This is a genomic window from Paraburkholderia graminis, from assembly GCF_003330785.1.
Lineage (GTDB): Bacteria > Pseudomonadota > Gammaproteobacteria > Burkholderiales > Burkholderiaceae > Paraburkholderia > Paraburkholderia graminis.
Genome location: NZ_CP024936.1, coordinates 99510 through 119137, shown reverse-complemented (window position 1 = coordinate 119137; position 19628 = coordinate 99510). Strand labels below are relative to the sequence as shown.

General features: G+C 59.9%; 14 protein-coding genes and 4 pseudogenes. 4 read left to right on the top strand and 14 right to left on the bottom strand.

From position 1 onward, the window contains the following. Entirely contained in the window at positions 1-342 is a 342-nt protein-coding gene (locus tag CUJ91_RS34065; protein ID WP_153067657.1) for a hypothetical protein, read from the bottom strand. A gap of 309 nt (positions 343-651) precedes the next feature. Here CUJ91_RS34065 and CUJ91_RS32000 point away from each other — a divergent pair. Further along, positions 652-1812: pseudogene (locus CUJ91_RS32000) on the top strand (IS30 family transposase). On the opposite strand, the gene CUJ91_RS35315 reads toward CUJ91_RS32000, so the two are convergent. After that, on the bottom strand, positions 1788-2234 hold the full coding sequence (locus tag CUJ91_RS35315) for a LysR substrate-binding domain-containing protein (RefSeq protein ID WP_114158199.1): 447 nt from the start codon (positions 2232-2234) through the stop codon (positions 1788-1790). The pseudogene CUJ91_RS32000 and the gene CUJ91_RS35315 sit on opposite strands and share 25 nt — an antisense overlap. On the opposite strand from CUJ91_RS35315, the gene CUJ91_RS31990 reads away from it, so the two are divergent. After that, entirely contained in the window at positions 2150-2665 is a 516-nt protein-coding gene (locus CUJ91_RS31990; protein WP_114158198.1) for a GTP-binding protein, read from the top strand. The genes CUJ91_RS35315 and CUJ91_RS31990 overlap by 85 nt on opposite strands. A 37-nt stretch (positions 2666-2702) precedes the next feature. Here the strand turns inward: CUJ91_RS31990 and CUJ91_RS31985 are convergent, their stop codons facing one another. The 3 genes from CUJ91_RS31985 to CUJ91_RS31975 are packed head-to-tail and all read right to left on the bottom strand — an operon-like array spanning position 2703 to position 7406. Then, positions 2703-3662, bottom strand: coding sequence for a dimethyl sulfoxide reductase anchor subunit family protein (locus CUJ91_RS31985; protein WP_114158197.1), 960 nt, complete (start codon positions 3660-3662; stop codon positions 2703-2705). Between the two features lie 41 nt (positions 3663-3703). Continuing rightward, positions 3704-4459, bottom strand: coding sequence for a 4Fe-4S dicluster domain-containing protein (locus CUJ91_RS31980; protein ID WP_114158196.1), 756 nt, complete (start codon positions 4457-4459; stop codon positions 3704-3706). A 13-nt stretch (positions 4460-4472) separates the two neighbouring features. After that, the gene (locus tag CUJ91_RS31975; protein ID WP_114158195.1) at positions 4473-7406 is read right to left on the bottom strand and encodes a molybdopterin oxidoreductase family protein; all 2934 of its coding nucleotides are present in this window, start codon (positions 7404-7406) and stop codon (positions 4473-4475) included. A gap of 390 nt (positions 7407-7796) precedes the next feature. Here CUJ91_RS31975 and CUJ91_RS31970 point away from each other — a divergent pair, with 390 nt between their 5' ends. Both CUJ91_RS31970 and CUJ91_RS31965 read left to right on the top strand, forming a co-directional pair. Continuing rightward, positions 7797-8357, top strand: coding sequence for an MFS transporter (locus CUJ91_RS31970; RefSeq protein WP_244231157.1), 561 nt, complete (start codon positions 7797-7799; stop codon positions 8355-8357). A 10-nt stretch (positions 8358-8367) separates the two neighbouring features. Further along, positions 8368-8768: pseudogene (locus tag CUJ91_RS31965) on the top strand (transporter substrate-binding domain-containing protein); the annotation flags it as partial. Positions 8769-8800: 32 nt separating this feature from the next. On the opposite strand, the pseudogene CUJ91_RS35310 reads toward CUJ91_RS31965, so the two are convergent. The 9 genes and pseudogenes from CUJ91_RS35310 to CUJ91_RS31920 all read right to left on the bottom strand — a co-directional run bounded on the left by CUJ91_RS35310 (position 8801) and on the right by CUJ91_RS31920 (position 19621). Next, positions 8801-10625, bottom strand: a pseudogene (locus tag CUJ91_RS35310) (Tn3 family transposase). Further along, positions 10622-12226 (bottom strand): annotated as a pseudogene (locus CUJ91_RS31955) (phage integrase family protein). Before CUJ91_RS31955 ends, CUJ91_RS35310 begins: the two co-directional pseudogenes overlap by 4 nt. 478 nt (positions 12227-12704) lie before the next feature. Then, positions 12705-13091: an ACT domain-containing protein gene (locus tag CUJ91_RS31950; protein ID WP_114158194.1), complete on the bottom strand. Its 387-nt coding sequence runs from the start codon at positions 13089-13091 to the stop codon at positions 12705-12707. A 139-nt stretch (positions 13092-13230) separates the two neighbouring features. Beyond that, positions 13231-13998: an ABC transporter ATP-binding protein gene (locus CUJ91_RS31945; RefSeq protein WP_114158193.1), complete on the bottom strand. Its 768-nt coding sequence runs from the start codon at positions 13996-13998 to the stop codon at positions 13231-13233. 4 nt (positions 13999-14002) lie between these two features. Beyond that, complete coding sequence (locus CUJ91_RS31940) at positions 14003-14758, bottom strand: ABC transporter permease (protein ID WP_114158192.1); 756 nt, start codon at positions 14756-14758, stop codon at positions 14003-14005. Beyond that, a complete protein-coding gene (locus CUJ91_RS31935; RefSeq protein WP_114158191.1) occupies positions 14755-15444 on the bottom strand; it encodes an ABC transporter permease in 690 nt (229 codons plus the stop codon). Before CUJ91_RS31935 ends, CUJ91_RS31940 begins: the two co-directional genes overlap by 4 nt. Positions 15445-15519: 75 nt before the next feature. Continuing rightward, positions 15520-16302, bottom strand: coding sequence for an ABC transporter substrate-binding protein (locus CUJ91_RS31930; RefSeq protein ID WP_114158190.1), 783 nt, complete (start codon positions 16300-16302; stop codon positions 15520-15522). A gap of 251 nt (positions 16303-16553) precedes the next feature. Beyond that, a complete protein-coding gene (gene hutH, locus CUJ91_RS31925; protein ID WP_114158189.1) occupies positions 16554-18080 on the bottom strand; it encodes a histidine ammonia-lyase in 1527 nt (508 codons plus the stop codon). Next, positions 18077-19621, bottom strand: coding sequence for an amidohydrolase family protein (locus tag CUJ91_RS31920; RefSeq protein WP_114158188.1), 1545 nt, complete (start codon positions 19619-19621; stop codon positions 18077-18079). Before CUJ91_RS31920 ends, hutH begins: the two co-directional genes overlap by 4 nt. Between the last annotated feature and the right edge of the window lie 7 nt (positions 19622-19628).

Sequence of the window (19628 nt, the reverse complement as noted above, 5' to 3'; positions counted from 1 at the left end):
TTACAGGGTCAACTCCAATGCTGCTGAACGGAACCGAAAAACAGGCATTGGAACGGGCGCAACTCGCAGGTTACGTCTACGCGACGACCAAGAGAGCACTTTCACGATGATCCGGCGCAGCGCTATCAGCGCAGATTGGGCCGAATCGTGAATACCGCTGAATGCACTTGCGCCCGGACTCGTCAAAACTGAATTGCTTTTGCGACCTTTCAAGGACCCCGATAAAAAGCGTGCAGTCAGCGCAGGCACACCCATGCCACTCGGTGGTCCGTACGAGCCCGCTGCAGCTGCCAAATTCCTCGCCTGGCGCGCCAGCGAAAAGAACAGCCAGACGATTTTCATTGACGGTGGCGCCGATGCGGTGATCCGCGGTGATTCGGTCTGGAAAATCGCTGGACGGTGTATGCCGCGCGTTAGGAGCAAGCCTGTCAGGCAATCGCCGCGACACGCACTGTTCTCATCCGCTCTTAACGGCCCTCGCGAGCGGCACGTGCTCGCTGATGAAATCTATGAACGCTCGTAGCTTCGGCGTGATATGTCTGCCGGACGACCACAACAGCTGGAAAGTGTTGTGGTCGGTCGTGTATTCCTGGCGGATTCAACCGGTCGATGCAACACACTAGAGTCTACGTAGGCAGTGGAGGTGTTGCAATGAAACAGAGGCCGAGGATCTACTATTCTGAGATCAGAAGGCACTGATGTGGGACCGTTGGCGCAAAGGCGAAACAATTCATCAGATTGCCAGACTGTTCGATCGGGGCCACTCTTCAATACAGCGGATACTCGCGGAGGCCGGCGGCATCGAGCCACCACAAAGGCATCGCGCACTGAAGGCATTGACGCTTGCCGAACGCGAGGAAGTTTCTCGCTGCCTGGTAGCCCGATTGTCGATTCGGGCTATTGCAGCCAGGCTGGGACGTGCTCCTTCCACGATCAGCCGCGAGTTGCAGCGCAACGGAGGCATGCAAGATTACCGAGCGAGTCAGGCGGACGCGCTCGCCTGGGATCGGGCACGTCGCCCGAAGGTTTGCAAATTGGTGAGAAACCAGACGCTGGCGCGAGTCGTCGCTGCAAAGCTGAAGCTGCATTGGTCTCCTGAACAGATTTCTGGTTGGCTCAAGCATGTATATGCCGTCAACAAGGACCATCTGGTGTCACACGAGACGATCTATCGGAGCCTTTACATTCAAGCTCGCGGCGCCCTGAAAAAGGGAATTGCTTGAACACTTGCGGCGCTGTCGGGTCATGCGCCGGTCCCGGCATCACACATTGAAAACTGAAGACCGCACGAACATTCGCGACGCTGTATCGATCAGCGAACGCCCCGCTACAGCGGAGGATCGCGCAATACCCGGACACTGGGAAGGCGACTTGCTGTTTGGCAACGCTACGGGCCAGATTGCAACTCTCGTCGAACGTCAAAGTCGATTCGTGATGCTGGTAAAACTAGCCAGCAAGGACTCTGAGGCTGTGGTCAACGCGCTGATACGACACGCCAGCAAGTTACCTCGGGAACTATATAAATCACTGACTTGGGACAAAGGCTCGGAAATGGCCGATCACAATCGTTTTACCGTGGCTACCGACATCAAGGTCTATTTCTGCGATCCACAGCATCCCTGGCAACGCGGCTCGAACGAAAACACGAATGGGCTTCTGAGGCAGTACTTCCCTAAGGGCACCGATCTCTCCGTCTATTCACAGGCTAGACTTGATGTCGTAGCTAGGCGGCTCAACGAACGTCCCGGAAAAACACTAAACTTCGACACACCGGCTGAGCGATTTCATCAAACCGTTGCATCGACCGGTTGAATCCGCCCCTCAAGAACGGTCACCAGCCTGCCGTCAACGAGGGCGTCACGAACCGTGAAGTCCGACATGTAGGCAATGCCGAAACCTTCCAGCGCAAAGCACAAGCGCGCCTCGTTGGTATTGCATGTCACCGTTGTGGACAGTTGCGCTTCGACTTCGTCGGTATCGCGCCGCAGTAGCCAGACCTGCAGTTTGCCGGTGTTCGGTATGCGGAATTGAATGCAGGCGTGTTCGGCGAGTTCCCTTGGATGCACGGGCTTCCCACTCGTTCGAAATAGGCCGGCGCGCCAACGAGCAAGGATCCGGAAATGCGCAGTCGCCGTGACGTCAACCGGGAATGTTCGACATCGCCGGTGCAACAGCCATTGTGCTGAACAGAATGGACTTGCTCGACGAGCCTTCGAGGGAAGCGACGGTCGCACGTGTTGAAGAACTGGCCAGTCACTGCGTCATGCTGCAGGCGACGCGCGGTGCGATACGGCTCGGCGTGATTTTCGATCAGAACGTACGGCACGCGAGGCGCGACAGCAGCGGCGCGCCACCGACGGGCACGCCTCCTCCGTTGGACGTGACCAGCTTCTCGTTCGTCACCGGCGCGCGCCTCGATCGAACTAGGCTAAAAGGAGCGCTTCGAGGTTTGTCCGCGAAACTGTTGCGAGCAAAGGGCTTCGTGCATGTGGCAGGCGGCGGCGCATTGCACGAGTTGCATGTCGTCGGCAGCCGCGTGGTAATGAGCGCGCGCCTGGATCGAACGTCTGCGGAATCTTCCATCGTTTTTATCGGCAAATTCAGCGGCGAAGTCGAATTGAGGGCAAGGGCCGCGTTGCAAGCGGCCGAAGTAGATCAGTCGTAGAAATTTTGCACCGTGGAATATCCACGGCGCAATGTCTTCAGGATGCCTGCCGATAGTAGAGATTCTGGGGATGCCGCGCCTCAGCAAAGAAAAACCACCGCTCGGCGACGAGCCCCGCATACTGAATCAAAGCGGCCGCGCACAGCAGCCACAGCGAGATGGTGGCCGATGGCACGGCGCCGCCCAACGCGATCAGCGCGAACGGCAACGCAAAGGCGGCCACGAGAAACGTGATCTTGATGCGTCGCAATGTCTGCGCGGTCCGTCCGTGAAAGAACTCACGCAAATTGAACGCGCCCGCGGTAAAGCCGCGGGACTTCTGCACCACATTCGCCCCCTTGATGCCCGTTGCGCTTTGCACAGTCGATTTCGGCCGCAAGCGCGCATTGCGCCGTAAAGACGCGACACGGCTCGCACAACCCGCCAGCGTCAGCACGCACGCGCATCCGGCAAGCACGGCGACAAGCGCGGGCGCGAGCCAGGCCGCGCAGGCCGTCGCGACGGTGGAGCCGGAGGCGCAACCGAGCAGCACGAAGTTCACCAGCGTAAGCGGCGTCGCCCATTCCTGCAGGAAGCGCAGGCACGCATAGATCATTGCGGTGCACACGAACAGCGCGGCGCCCGCGAGCACGCAAAGCGAACCGATCGCGAATGACCACGGCGATCCGAGCCAGTGCGCGATGCCGTAAGCGAACGTGCCGCCAAGAAAGACCGGCAGACACAGACATTCACGCGACAGCCAGGACGTACGCCACATCGCAATCGCTCGCCACGCGCGCTCGGGATGCCCGAGATGGAAAAACGACGCAAGCAGCCCCAATGCGCCAAGCAGTACGGACAGCGCGGCGCCGACCACAAAAAACATCTGTGACGGCAGCGCGCCCGCCGCGATCAACTCGAGCCGAGCCGCAAGTTCGACGCCGAAGAGCGCGATCAGCAAGCCCTGCGCGGCGCCGCTTAGCGTGGTCAGAAAAACAACTGAGAATGCCGGTTTCATAGTGTTTGCCTTGGGCAAGGTATCTGAACAATGTTCCCGCGTCAGATGCGTTTCGCCGCGCTCACGAGGTTCAGCATCCCGCGTTCGAGTTGGGACTCGATCGGATCGGCAGACGACAGCGGCACGCCAGCGGCCTCGGCTTCGGTGGAACCGCATGAACACGAACTGCTCGCGCAACCGCCGGTCTTTTGCCGCGGGAGGTAATGATTCGCGGGACGTGTGTCCCATTCCGGCATCAACTGATAACCGCCGCGCTCGCGAATCGCTTTCGACACGACCGACTCCGGATCGTGAATGTCCCCGAACAATCGCGCCGACGTCGGGCAGGCCAGCACGCACGCCGGCTTGCGATCCCGTTCGGGCAACGCTTCATTGTTGATGCGGTCCGAGCACAGCGTGCACTTGGTCATCTCCTTGCGTTCTTCGTCGATCTCGCGCGCGCCGTAGGGACACGCCCACGCGCAGTACTTGCAGCCGATGCAGCGGTCGTAATCGACCAGCACGAGCCCGTCTTCCTTGCGCTTGTAGCTCGCGCCGGTCGGACAGACAGGCACGCACGGCGGGTCTTCGCAATGCAGACACGACTTCGGAAAATGGATCGTGTCGGTGAGCGGATATTCGCCCGCCTCGAAGGTCTGCACGCGATTGAAGAACGTGCCCGACGGATCGTCGTCGTAAGGGCGGAAATCCGCGAGGCTGCCGGCCTCACCCGACGTGTTCCATTCCTTGCAGCTCGTCACGCAGGCATGGCATCCCACGCAGACGTTCAGATCGATTACCAGCGCCATCTGGGTCATCGCACGCTCCTTCTCATTTGGTCTTGACCGCACTGCGCAAACGCGCCGCAAATTCGCCCCGCCCGGCGAAATACGCCTGCACAACGCGTTGAACCACGCCGGTCGAACCGGGCAAGGCTTGCATCGGCGCGAATTGCGGCAGCGTGTGGTCGGCGTCCGCTTCGGCCGGATAGACGCGCACGCGCACGTCGTACCATGCGGCCTGACCGGTGATCGGGTCGGAGTTCGACACACGCGAACGATCGGGCGTGCTGCCATTCTTCACGTCCGGCAACTCGTCGGTGATCAGATGGTTGAGCAGAAAACCATGTTGCGATTCGTTCGCGCCGGGGCCGAGATTCCACGCGCCGGCCGCCTTGCCGATCGCGTTCCAGGTCCATACGGTGCCGGGCTCGACGGCTTCGCTATAGCGCGCCATGCAGCGGACCTTGCCCCACTGCGATTCCACGTAGATCCACCCGCCGTCGTCGATGCCCTGCTCGCGCGCCATCAACGGATTCATGAACAGGTAGTTCTCCCCATGAATCTGCCGCAACCATGCGTTTTGCGAGTCCCACGAGTGATACATGGCCATTGGGCGCTGCGTGATGGCCGCGAGCGGGAATTGCTGGAGGTCCGTGGCGCCGAATTCGAGCGGCGCGTACCAGAACGGCAACGGATCGAAATAACGCTCGACGCGTGCACGCAAATTGTCGGGCGGCTGACGGCCTTTCGTCTTGCCTTGAGCCGCCAGCCGGAACTTCTGCATCACCTCCGAGTAGAGCTGAATCACTATTGGCTCGCCGAACTTGCGGAAACCTTTCTCCACCGCCCACTGCAGATAAGGTCCGTTGCAGCCGCGCATATATTGCAGCGATTCAGGCAGCGCGTAGTGATAGACGCAGTTGTGTTTCGCGTACTCTTCCCACTGCCGTGGATTCGGCTCGCCCACGAGCGCCTTGTCACCGTCCTTGCCGCGCCAGCCGATCAGGAAGCCGACGCCCGACTCCGGTGCGGTTTGAAAATTAACGATGAAGTCGGGGTAATCGCGGAACTTGCGGCCCCCCGCGGGCGTAGTGAAGGCAGGCAGTTTCAGTCTGCCGGCCAGCTCGATCAGTACTTCCTGGAATGGCTTGCATTCGCCGGTTGGCGGCACGACCGGCACCCGCACCGAATCCACCGGACCGTCGAATTCGGAAATGGGCCGGTCGAGCACCGACATGGCGTCGTGTCGTTCCAGGTACGTCGTGTCAGGCAATATCAGGTCCGCAAATGCGGTCATCTCCGACTGGAACGCGTCGCACACGACAAGAAACGGAATCTTGTAGTCGCCGCTCTCGTGTTTGTCCACGAGCATCTTGCGGACTTCCACTGTATTCATCGATGAATTCCATGCCATGTTGGCCATGAAAATCATCAGCGTGTCGATTGGATACGGGTCTCCACGCCAGGCATTCGTAATCACGCTATGCATCAGCCCGTGAACGGCGAGCGGAAATTCCCACGAGAACGCCTTGTCGATGCGTACCGGCTCGCCGGCAGCGTCGATAAACAGGTCCTCGGGCGCGGCGGGCCAGCCGAGCGGCCCTGTTGCGAGTGGCGTGTTCGGCTGCACCGCATCGGGGCTGTTCGGCGGTTTGGCCGATGGCGGCACCGCGCGCGGATACGGCGATTTGTGGCGGAAGCCGCCAGGCCGGTCGATCGTCCCGAGCAGCGACATCAATACGGCCAGCGCGCGAATCGACTGAAAGCCGTTTGAGTGCGCGGCGAGCCCGCGCATCGCGTGAAAAGCGATCGGGTTGCCGGTGACGCTCTCATGCTGCTCGCCCCAGGCGTCGGTCCATTGGATCGGCAAGGTGATCTTGTGATCGCGCGCCGTTTGCGCCATTTCGGCTGCGAGCCGGCTGATCGTATCGGCGGCAATGCCGGTGATCTCGGCCGCCCACTCCGGCGTGCAGTCGGCGACGCGTTCACGCAGCAATGCGAACGATGGCGTCACCGGCGTACCGTCGTCGAGGGTATAGCGGCCCGTCAACGCCGGCACCGCGCCAGGCGTGTGATGCCTCACCGCGCGCTGCGTGTTCGTGTCCCACCACAGCCGGTTTTGCGGAAACAGCGGGTTGCCTTCGGGGAGCGCGGGATCGGCCACGAAGAGGCCGAATGCATCGCCTTCGCCGTTCATGTTCAGCAGTTCAGCAGCGTTCGTATAGCGGGTGACGAATTCGTCGTCGTAAGCGTTGGCTTTAAGCAGTTCGTGGATCAACGCCATGAACAACGCGCCGTCGGTGCCCGGACGGATCGGCACCCATTCGTCGGCGATCGCAGCATATCCGGTGCGAACCGGATTGATCGCGATGAACCGGCCACCCGCACGCTTGAATCTGGAAATTGCGATCTTCAGCGGATTTGAATGGTGATCCTCGGCAGTCCCAATCATGAAGAACAGCTTCGCACGGTCGAGATCTGGCCCGCCGAATTCCCAGAACGATCCGCCGATCGTATAGATCATGCCCGCTGCCATATTCGACGAACAGAACCCGCCGTGCGCCGCGTAATTCGGTGTCCCGAATTGCTTGGCGAAGAGACCGGTCAGTGCCTGCATCTGGTCGCGCCCGGTGAAAAGCGCGAATTTTTTTGGGTCGGTGGCGCGAAGATGGGCGAGGCGCTGTTCGAGCGTGTCGAATGCCACCTCCCACGACACCGGTTCAAACTCGCCACTGCCGCGCTCGGAACCGGGCTTACGCATCAGAGGCTGCGTCAGGCGGGCCGGCGAGTACTGTTTCATGATGCCCGACGAACCCTTCGCGCAAATCACTCCCTGGTTCAGCGGATGGTCCGGATTGCCGTCGATATAGCGGACTTCGCCGTCCCGCAGATGCACCCGAATACCGCATCGGCACGCGCACATGTAACAGGTCGTCGTCTTGACATCGAGCGTTTCATTCTGGGTGCGGGCGTGGTGTTCCATAAGCCTCCCTCGGCTGAGTGCTTACCAGCGTATAGGGGCTCAACGCAAAATAAAAATCGCCATTCCGGACGAAATGTATCGGCTTTCCGGATACTTTCCGCCAACGAGCGATGTTGTCCGCTCAGGCCGCATAACGCCTCGTTTAGTGCAAACGGGCACTAGCGCTCCGCTGAAGTAAGTCAGCCTGACAAACAAGTAGCCGATCCTGAGCAAGCGCAAAGGCTCGGACGGGTCAATCCGATGGTCGGCATTCTGACCGTAGGTGCTCACGAACATGGGATCGAATACGAGCCCTTCGAGACTGCACGCAATATTGAATAACTGGCGGATCGCCTTGGTTACAGATACATCATTTTCTTCTTTCTGACATGGTTTCCGAGCTTTCTGACGATGGCCCGCCATTTGAGCCTCAAGAGTATGAGCCTCGCGACGGTGCCGTGGTTGCTGGAGTTCATCGGTTATGGCTTGAGCGGTGTGCTGTCCGACCTTATTTTTCGCCGCACGGGCAATGCGTTGTGTGCCGGCAAACGGGTACTGATCGTATGCCTCGGGACCGCGGGAGTTTGCGTTACGCTGGCCGGCGCGGTGGCCACGACAGTCAGCGCGCTGCTGCTGCTGACGGCCATTGTCGTGTTCGCGCTATATCTCAGCGGTAGCACCTACTGGGCGCTGATTCAGGACACGATCCCGGGTCGAGGCTCGCCAGCGTCGGCGGATGCGTGCACGCCATTCAAACTGCGCAGGCATCGTCGGCCCGGCTGCAATCGGATTTCTCGTCGAGCAAAGTCATACATTCTTCAGCGCGTTCGTCCTCGCCGGCGGCATTGCGCTTGCCAGCGCGCTCGCCGTGGCGATACTGCTGCGGCCGCGTTCGTCGACGAAGTTTCAGTCGAGCAACGCGCGGGTCTGCGGCTGAACGCTCATGCTCATCCACGAATTCCAATCTCCTGACACTCTCACCATGAAACCCGATCTATCCGTCATTCGCGAGTTCGCACCTACCGGCAAGCTGCGCGCATCGATCAATCTTGGCAACTCTATTCTCGCGGGCAGGACACGTCCGGCGCACCGACCGGTGTTTCGGTCGACCTCGCGCGAGCCTTGGCAGCAACCCTCGGGGTGGACCTCGAACTCATGGTTTGCGAATCGGCGGGCAAGTCTGCCCAGGCGGTCGGCGAGGAACGAGCGGACGTCGGCTTCCCCGCCGTGGACCCCGGACGAGGAGAAACCATCGCGTTCACCGAGCCATACGTTTTGATCGAAGGCTACTACCTGGTCCGCGATGCTTCGCCGATTCGCCGCAACGAGGACGTCGATCAGCGGGCCGTCCGTGCGGCCGTCGGCGAGCGAAAGAGCCCTGACCGGGATTAGTTAAAAATCCGCCGCATCTCAGACTAAGCTGCTGATTTAAATGCAAAATCGATGGTCGAATCTAGCGGTGGAACGGGGCGCTGGAGATCCAGTAGATAGTCCCCGAACCGGTTAATGTGCTGCCGCCGGTACGGCGACAGCACCTTGATCACCTCGGCGTCGACCGGATGCCCCTTCTCCTGCAGTTCCTTTAGCTTGCGCGACATCCACTGCACGTTGTGCAGGATCACCATGTTCGCGACGAGGTGGTTGTACTTGATTACCTTGCGCTGCTCGTGCCGGACGTTTTCGGCGATGACGCCTTCGCCGCCGAACATTAGCCACTGCGCGAAGTCGTTGAACTGCTCACGCCGGAATTCCTCATCAGTGACCTGATGCACCCGATAATCGTCGAAACGATCACTACCTTCGACGTAAAGATCGCCGCATTTAGCTCCCGCATGATCTGGCTGAAGACCCCAGCTCGAAGAACCGGCGGTGCAGCATCCGGCTATCCCGGCCGTGCGGGAACACCGCGCGCCCCCATTTTTCCGGAAGCCAGTCTAGCGGCAGGTTCGCGAGGTCGTTCTCCGTCAGCAGCAGGTATTCGCGGTGCGCGTCTCGAAAGCCTTCTAGCCACGCGAGTGCGACCAGTACCGCACGGTCCTGCGAACTCGATCGCAGCGGCAGCCCGTCCAGACACTGGAACAGCAGCGCGCGCGGGTTGCGGTATGGCACGAGCATGAATGGCAGGTCGAACTGCCCGGCATAGGCGATGTGCTCGTTACACTGCGCGAGCGCCTCCGCCGGGTCGCCGAGCGTCCGCGGATTTTCGGCAACCGTTCGCGTTCCGATACCTCTTCACCCTGAAGGATCTGCAGGACGTCCCGAAACTGGCCGACCAGTCCCTCGAGTACGTTGGTGTGTTCGAGCTGATATTTTCGCAGACGGACCTTCGCGTAGGACTCCAACTTGCGCACCACCTTGATGAAGATCTCGGCGACGTCATCGAGCGCCTTCTGCAATTGCGCCTGGATAAACAGCACAGCAAGCACATGACGCTTCGCGGCCTTGAGCGAACGCAGTTCCGAGACGTCGAGCGTCCGCGCTTCGGTGACTAGTTGAGCCCGCTTGCTGACAGAGAGGATCGCGGGGCGGCTCCGGCAAGCCTTCCGCCAGTTTCCTGATCCCGTTGATATGTTTGAGGAAGCTGGCGATCGCCCGCGCGGCGGGTCGCTTCGGCTCCTGTTTCAGATCGTCCCGACCGGATTTGCCGGCCTTGACGACGAGAAGCGCGTCGATGCGTTCGACGAGTGCTGCTTCGAGTGCGCCGGTGATGGCCTCATAGATCGCTTCGTTGAGATCGTTACGCGCCTGCTTGGCGATGCGCTGCAGCGTCGCCAGCGGCGGTAGCTCGTACCGGCGCCGGACCAGTTCCTCGATCAGCACGTTGATGATATCGGGCAGTTCGATCTTTGTCCGGGCTTCCGCCGACGCCAGTTCGGCAAGCGACGCCGCCTCATTCGCATCGAACGCCCGGATATCGAGCCAGCCGCGCAGCAGCTTCTGGTGACGGATGCGGGCGCCCGACACGTCATACCGTGCGATCGCCGTCCGGGACAGGACGCGGGCCCGCATCGACGTCCGGATGTGATCGATAGTGGCGGGCGGTACTCCACGAGCATCGGGAAGTAACCGAGACGCTGCAGCAGCTCAGCTGCACCAGATCAATACGGCAGAGGCTTCCTGCCGGGATTGCCCGCGCACGAAGCGGATTTCCGCGGCGCTCGGCGTGAATGCCGCTTTCAGCTCCGTCGCGCCCGGCTCCGCAGGCAGCACCAGATAGATGGTCTCCTGGACAGTCATCACGTTGGCTGCCGCCGTGCAAAGATCTGCTCGATCTGCCGGGTACGCTGAACTTCGTCGTCGTCCAGGTAGATCGAGGTCGTTGTGATCGACGCGTGACGCAGATTGTCGCGCGCTGCAGCTTGTCGGCGAGTGCCGGGTGGTCGGCCCGAATTGCGTGGGCGGTGGTCCGGAAGAACCGGCGCAGCACCTCCCTCAGGCGCGGCGTGGTGATGCCGCCGGGTTCGTCGAGGTGGCCGAGCAGTGGCGTATCGGGTGACCAGCGTGCGGGGCTCACGGGCAGACCGCGCTGCATCAGGTACTGGTCCAGCGCAAATCGAGCGAGCGGCGGCAGCACCACCTTGCCGGCCTTCGCACCCTTGCCGGTGAGGTGAAGCCACCGCTCGCCGCGCGTGCCGGTCATGATGCCGCCGAGTGTAACGCTGACCAGTTCGCCGGCGCGCAGGCCGGTCGCGTAACCGAAATCGAGCAGGAAGCGCAGACGCTGTGCGGCGGGAACCGCCCAGCCATACGACCATTCGAGGCCATCGGCAATCGTGCGGATCAACTCCCACTCTCCGGCCGTAAAGGCGCGCGAGATGTCCAGCTCACCATTGCGCTGCGCGCCGCGCACCCTGAGGCCGGCGAACGGATTCGCGAGCACGTAGCGCTGTTCGATCAGCCAGCGAAACATTGCACTCAGAACCGACAGCGCATAGGCGATGGAATCTGGCGATAGCGCGCCCGTGAACGGCCGCCACTCGGACGACGATCGCGGGCGCGCCGGCGCGACCCACCGGGCGCGGGGTGTGGGATGGCGCAGGAAGGCGCGATAGGCGGTCGCATCCTCGCTCGTGGGCGACGACAGCGCGCGGCCGCGCTCGGCAATCGCCCACAGCAGCAGGCGCTCGGCTTCCCGGCGATAGGCTCGCTGCGTTTCGGCGGCTTCGTGCCGGTCGAGCCAGGCGCTGATCGCCTGATAGTCGTTATCGGCCTCGAGCGCGCACATCGGCTTCGGTGCGCGGAAGGCGCCGCGCGAGCCGTCGACGTCATGTGGCACGCGGATGTTTTCCCACGGCACCACGGGTTCCGGCGTCGCCACCACGATCAGCGCGCGGGCGCGTTCGGTGAGCGCCGGGTGGGCGGCAAAGAACGTTTCAATATGCCGTGCGCTGCGCACACCGAGTCCGGGAATCGTACGCCACCAGCGCCAGCGACGAGGGATGCGCACGGTCAGATCAGCCAGCGTCCGGATGCCATGCTGATGCAGCACGGGAGCAACACGGGCTGGCAGCCAGACATCGACCGTATCGCTCACCTGCGGTTGCGGAATCGCAAGCGTCGGCAGGATGTCCAGCGCCCGGGTCGCCGCCTTGCGGTGTCGGGTCCGTTCGCGCGCCGCGCACTGGAACAGCTGGGCCAGATCGGCGCGATGCCGGCTGAGGGCGAAACCGGCGAGCTGCCGACGAATCCGGCCAATCACGCCGCGCGCCGACTGGCCGCCTACGAGCGCCAGCGGGCAGTAGCGCTCGACCGCCTCGCGCGAACCGACGCCCGCGTCACGCGCGCAGCACAGACAGGGACGCGGTGTCGGGAAAGGATGGTGGCGACGGAACGTTCGGCATCCAGGGATTATAGGCAACGTGATGGCAGCGGAGCTGCGGGTCAGGTGCAGCACGTTTCCCGAAACGGGAGTTTGATCCAGAAATGTGGCCCGATCGATAATAGGAGTTAGCGATAGGGATGCATGGAAATTCGTCGGTGTGTCAACCGTCAGTTCGATTCACACATCGCACCATCGGGTGAAATGTCGTCGTCCCGACGCTCGCCTGAAATGATTGCGTGCGAGCGCTGCAATATCTCGTCCGCCGTAAGGAACTCGTTGTAACCAAGTTCAGGATGCGCGTGAAGATCTCGACGAAAAGCATTAAATGGCCCCATCGACTGGGATAAACGCGGATTGGGGGGAGGTCGAATTGTCAGTCATTGGACGATTTATAGGCTTAGCGCCAGGGTCGACGTTTCAAAAAAGCGGATGGACCACGTCGCCATGGCGAGCGCTATGTTGGCGTCGGGCGATTAGGCCAACGCTGTGGACAGCAGTTAGGCGACTACTGTGTGCCCCGCAGCCTCAAGGAGTCTGGTAGCCTTTTCAAAGTCGGTTCGCTTGAGCAGCATACAATCTGCGTCGAAGGTGGAAACCACAAAGATGCCAAGGCCATTCTCTGAAAGCGGCTTGATGACGGACAGCACAATCCCCGTCTCACCGAACGCAAAAGGTCCGATAAATTTAATGCAAACCCATTCTAGATCAACTCGAGTATCGGACGGAACACGCTCTTGCCGGCAAACGATCGAGAGTTCATCGCCGTTGCGTGAGATCGAGACGAACCCTTCTCCGTCTGCCCATGTAGGAATAGGCGAATCCCCGTTGAGCCTCGATATGCAATACGTACCTTCCATTACTTGTAGCTTGATATTTTTAGTCATGTTTTTTCTCTGTTGTGCGACCGGCGGATGCCGGTCATGGTTATAGGTGGATTATGAAAATCCGTGGACGCAATAAAAAGAAAGGGCGCTACCCGAAAACCACTGGGCTCGGATAGGCTGCGGCAGAGTGCGGTAAGAGCTATTTTACGTTGCAAGACAGAAACTGCTTGAGTCGCTCGCTTGTTGGGTGCCCAAAAACATCGTCCGGCTTACCCTCTTCTTCTATCCTGCCGTTGTGGAGAAAGATACCGTGGGTTGATGCGTGTCGGGCGAAACCCATCTCGTGAGTGACCACGATCATTGTTCTGCCCTCTTCGGCGAGCTTTTGCATGATCCGCAGCACTTCGCCAACCAGCTCAGGATCAAGCGCCGAAGTGGGTTCGTCGAAAAGCAACGCGTCCGGCTCCATCGCCAGTGCCCGGGCAATTGCTACACGCTGCTGTTGGCCACCAGACAAATGCGCCGGATAGCTTTTATGAACTTTCGAATCAAGGCCCACTTTCGCGAGATAGTGCCGCGCTTTCGTCTCCGCTTCCGAGCGCGTGATGCCGAGCACATGCATAGGCGCCACGCAAAGATTTTCGACGATGTTCAGGTGCGACCACAGGTTGAAATGCTGGAACACCATGGCAAGCCGGGTCCGAAGCGCTCGCAGCGTTTTGCGGTCAGGCAGAGTGGCTCTCATACCGTTGTTAGCTTGCATGGAAATGTTGAGATCCCCCAGTTGCACACGACCTTGGTCGGGCGTCTCCAGGAAGTTGATGCATCGCAAAAACGTGCTCTTTCCGGAGCCACTCGATCCAATGATGCTCACCACGTCGCCCGCGTTCGCCGTGATCGAAACGCCTTTGAGGACTTCGTTGTTGCCGTAGCTTTTGTGGATGCCGGTAACGTCCAGGGTATGCATGATGTCAAGCCTTGCTTGGAAGGGTTGAGAGCAACGCCACATCGGCTTTCGCCTGTCGCGGACCCAGATGGTCGAGCCAGCGAATTTCCGCACGCCTAAACCCGGCAATGAGGACCAGTGAAATCGCCAAATATAAGATTGCCGCCAGCGTAAAGACCTGAAACGACGCATAAGTCGCGGCGTTCGCGTCGCGCGCCACTTTTAAGATGTCCGGGACCGTAGCCGTAAAGGCGACCGTGGTTCCATGAAGCATGAAGATAGCTTCGTTGCTCAAAGTGGGTAGAGCGCGGCGGAATGCGGAGGGCAAAATCAGGCGAGTGTAGAGTGTGCGTGGCGACATGCCAAAAGCACGCGCCGCCTCCACTTCTCCGGCTGGCGTCGCCCTGATTGCCCCAGCGAGAATCTCCGTGACATAGGCGCATTCGTTAAGAATGAACGCGAGAATCGTGCAGTTATAGCTGCTGCGAAAAAAGCTATTCGTAAACTCGTGTTGCTGCACTAGATCGAGGCTATAAATGCCTGTGTAAATGATCAGCAACTGGACATACAGAGGCGTGCCGCGAAACACATACGTGTACAACCAGACCGGTGCATTCAGGTATCGGTTTGAAGACGCACGGACAATGGCAAGCGGAATCGCCAGAAGAAATCCTCCTACAGTGGAGACCAACAAAAGAAAGAGGGTTACTGCGACGCCGCTATAGCCTTGCCCATCAGTCCAGAGGAACGCGCGCCAGTATTGTTGGGCGATATCGATCATAGTCCGGCCCCCCTGGTTCCCAAGGAATAGCGTCGGCTAAGCTGTCGGAGCAAAATCCCGGACAACGATGCCCAGAAGAGATACAGGCTGGCTGCGAGCAGCATAAACAACAGCACGTGATAAGTGCCCTTGCCGGCATCCACTGCGGCCTTCACCACATCGCTTAGGCCAATAATGGAGACGAGCGCAGTCGACTTGACGAGGACCTGCCAGTTGTTGCTTATCCCTGGGAGCGCGAAGCGCATCATTAGCGGGAACGTGACCAGTCTGAAAGTCTGAGAACCGGTCATGCCGAAACTGGTGGCGGCTTCACGTTGTCCGCAATCCACTGACGTAAATGCACCTCGGAACGTTTCTGCAAAGTACGCGCCGTAGATGAAGCCCAGCGTCGTGACACCCGCGGCGAACGGATTGATCTGGATCAACTCGACACCGCAGCGATCGGTCAACCAGTTCAGACCGCGCTGGATACCATAGAACAGGAGCAGCATGAGCACAAGGTCGGGCACGCCCCGAATAAGCGTTGTATAAAGTCTGGCCACAAAGATCGCAGCCGGACGGCCGCTCAGTTTCGCTCCTGCAGTGGCTAGACCCAGCAGGAATGCAATAACGAGCGCCCACAGCGATAGTTGCACAGACGTCCACGCACCTCGCGCGATAAGTGGAAGATAGGCTTGCCAGGACATGATGAACCCCCTCAAAAACGCAACCCTTCGGACCGGACCTGCAACCCGCGCTATGTTGAGCGCGGAACGACGCCCTTAGTCACTGTAGACATCAAAATCGAAGTATTTTTTCTCGATCCGCTGGAAGGTTCCGTCCGCGTGCATATCGTGCAAAGCGCGGTTAATCTTGTCACGTAACTCGACGTCGTCTTTTCGAAGCCCCACGGCCGTAGCGCCATCACCAAGGACCCTGGTATCTCTAAGCACGGGGCCCGCAAAAGCGAAGTCTTTGCCTCGGGGGGTCGTAAGAAAGGCCACGTTGGCCTGGACCTCATCCTGAAACGAAGCATCAAGACGCCCAGCCGTCAGATCGGCGTAAACCTGATCCTGCGATTGATATGCCTGGATGTGTGCGCCTGCGGGCTGCCAGTAAGTGCGTGCAAACGTCTCCTGGATCGTGCCCTGCTCAACCCCGACCGTTTTGCCCTTGAGTCCTTGCTCGGTCGGCGTGATCCCGCTTGTACGACGCGCGACGAGTCGAGACGGCAAACTGAATAGCTTGTCGCTAAAGCTGATCTCCTTCTTCCGTTGCTCGGTCACCGACAAGGACGAGAGCACGCCGTCGAATTTCCGGCTCAGTAATGCCGGAATCAATCCATCGAAGCTCATGTCAACAAACTCGCAACGCGCGTTCAGACGCCGGCAGATTTCGGAGCCTAGATCGATATCAAAACCGGTCGGCTTACCTTCGGGATCCTTGAACTCGAGTGGCGGGTAACTGGCGTCCACACCGAAGCGAATCACGGCCGCATCGCTGGCCATACTTACGCTTGAATGAAGGACCAGTAGGGTCATCGCCGCCACAAAAAATCTCTTCATGATCTTCCTTTAGTCGTTAGGGTTGTTGCCACCCTCTGCCTATAAACCGGCATTCGGACGGAGCGGGTGGAAGAATTATTTGAGCGTCAAAAAGGGTCGATCAAGCCAGGATATGGAAACTTTACTTGCCTGACGGTGCGGGCAACGTAAGCACGCCGAGTGCCTCATTAAAGCGAGCGCAGGCGTTCACACCGCGGTCCGTCGGTGTGAACGCTGTGTAGCGATTGGGGATGGCCCAAAGGCCGGTCAGATCAACTGAAAAATGATGCGAGTCCCGTCTGTTGAACTAGCTCGCCACTGCGAATCGACTGAGCGATGCTCGCCATGTCTGGTGCAATCGGACGGTCTTCCGACATGAAGGGCACCCGTGCACGAATGGCGTCGAAGGCACTCTTCAAGGGCGGCGAACAGCAATCGCCGCCACGCAGGTCTAGCGCCTGCGCCGCGCACAATGCTTCAATTGAAAGTATTCCCCGCAGCGTGTCGTTCATCTCCAGCAGGCGACGCGCGCCATGAGTCGCCATCGAGACATGATCCTCCTGGTTGCCTGCGGTCGGAATGGTGTCAATGGACGCCGGGTGCGCACGCTGCTTATTCTCCGATGCCATCGCAGCGGCAGATATATGCGCGGTCATGTAGCCAGAATTCAGGCCGGCGTCGGGCGTGAGCATCGCTGGTAGACCCGAGAACGATGGGTCCAGCAAGAGGTTGCAGCGCCGCTCGGACAGGTTACCTATTTCAGTGATGGCAATGGCGAGCATGTCTGCAGCAAACGCGACCGGCTCAGCGTGAAAGTTGCCTCCGGAGATTACTTCACCCGTGTCAGTGAAGATGAGTGGGTTGTCCGAAGCCGCATTGCTCTCTATCTCGAGTGTCGCGCTGGCGTTGCGGATGAGGTCGAGACATGCACCGAGCACTTGCGGTTGACAGCGAATACTGTATGGATCCTGAACTTTGCCGGACGATTCGCTAATGGCACGCATCGGACCATTGTCGAGGAGCGTTTTCATCGTACGCCCCACCTCGATCTGTCCAGGTTGGCCACGAAGCGCCTGGATGCGCGGGTCAAACGGACTCGCCAATCCCGCAATCGCCTCTGTTGCGAGGCACCCAATGGCCATTGCCGCCGTGAACGATTTTTCCAATGCAAACAGTCCGCACAGGGCTAGCGCAGTGGACACTTGAGTTCCATTCATCAGCGCAAGCCCCTCTTTTGGCGCGAGCGATATGGGTGCGAGGCCCGCACGCGCCAGCGCCTGTGCCCCGGAGAGCACTTCGCCTTGGTACACGGCCTCGCCACCACCGGTGAGCACAGCGCTCATATGCGCGAGCGGTGCGAGATCGCCCGACGCGCCGACCGAGCCTTGCGCGGGAATCACCGGCACCACGCCGCGCTCGAGCATTTGTTCAAGCAAATGAACGGTGCGCAACTTCGCACCCGAAGCACCGCGGCCAAGGCTTGCGATTTTCAGCGCCATCGCAAGCCGTACTACGTTCGCGTCGAGGGGTGGCCCGTAGCCGGTCATGTGCGACATGACGAGGTTCTGCTGGAGCTTGGACAGATCCGCATCGCTAATGCGCACGTGCGCGAGCTTACCAAAACCAGTGTTGAGGCCATAGACCGGTTTGCCGGCCCGCACTAGTTGCTCAACCATTTCAGCCGCGCTTTCAACACTCCCTTGCGCACTTTGATGTAGCCGCGCTGCATCGCCTGAGAGCACGGCACGCCAGATGCCAAGCTGCGTGTGGCCGGGAGAAATTTCGACGATCGAGTTCATATGCTTGTCCAGTTGAAGGGGGTATGTTTTTGAATGAGCGGCGCCGGGTCCAACAGCGCCCGATGGCGACTTAGCCATGGTTGCATCAACGGGTCAGCAAGGCAGTCCCTATAAGCCGCCTCGAGAAATGGCCTCAGGTGAGCCGCCGCTGCTTCGCCCTCCTGGATGCGCTGTTGCACGAAGGGCATGTGCTCGTCCAGTTCGGCGAGCATGGCGCTTTCGTCAACACGCGTGATCCGCCCGTTGTCCACCCGCTTTTGGCCGGCAACGTAGACCTCGCGAATAGACTGCCCCTGCTCGCAGAACACGAGTTGTGTGAGTGGATCATTGAGCGGCAGGAAAGCATTGCTCGATAGATCCAGCAGAACGAAGTCGGCCTGCATTCCGACGCGGATGCTGCCGATTGTCGTCTGCCCGATTGAACGTGCGCCGCCAGCGGTTGCCATTGAGAATGCCTGTGACGCGTCAATGCCAGCCTCCAGGCTTGCGTCCCCCGTGCCGCTGACCAACGCGGCGAGACGCATTGCATCGAGCATGGAATTCAGGTCATTGCCATTGTTGTTGTCCGTTCCGAGCCCGACGGCAATACCCCGGCGCAGCATCTCGCTGACAGGCGCAATACCGCTTGCAAGCTTCAGGTTGCAGGCAGGATTATGGATGACGCTCGCATCCGCGCCGGCGATCAAGTCGAGTTCACTTTCGCTCAGCCAGACACCATGTGCCAGCACGCTATGGTGATCAAGTAGACCATGGCAATTCAAGTATTCCACCATCGGCATGCCGTAGTTCTTGCTTGCGGTGAGCGCCTGTATTCGCGTCTCAAGCACGTGCAACAGCACTGGACGGTCGTGTTTTCTTGCAAGTTCGCAGGTCTTCTCGAGAAATGCCGTCGAGCACCGCTGAGGAGCGGAAGGCGAAAAAACAAAGCGCACCCGGCCCTTCCATTCCTGCGCAAGCTCCTCCCAGAACCCGAGCGTCCAGTCGCCAGTCTGTACGGGGCATGTTGATCCCGCATTGGCGGCCAGGTGCCGGTCAAGATAGGGAATGGAGTCACGAAATGCGCGATCGCCCCATGCAACGCTCACGTCCGCACGCATGCCGAGATCGGTGTATGCCTGGAACGCAGCAGACACGACTTCAGGATCGGTACAACCGCCGAAATGAATGTCATCGACGACCGTCGTAATACCGTTCCGAAGCATCTCCGTACCGTTTAACAAGGTTCGCAGGTATACCTCCCGCGCCGTCCATGCGCGCGGACGCGTGGGTGGGTTGTACAAGCTCATCCAAATCTCGAGCGGCAAACCGGAGAAGCGGCCCTTGTCAAACCGGTCGTGAGAATGGTGATGCGCGTTAATCAGACCGGGAATCATCAACAGCCGGCGGCCGTTGGTGCGCTCATCTATGCGTACCGTGCTTAGATCGATTTTCGGCGCAATAGCGACGAAGCGGTCCGTGTCGATCAATACATCCATGGTTTGCGGCGGGCAGCCTGACATTCCCGCCACCAGGACCTGTTCTATGAGGTGCAGTTGTCCCATGACCGAC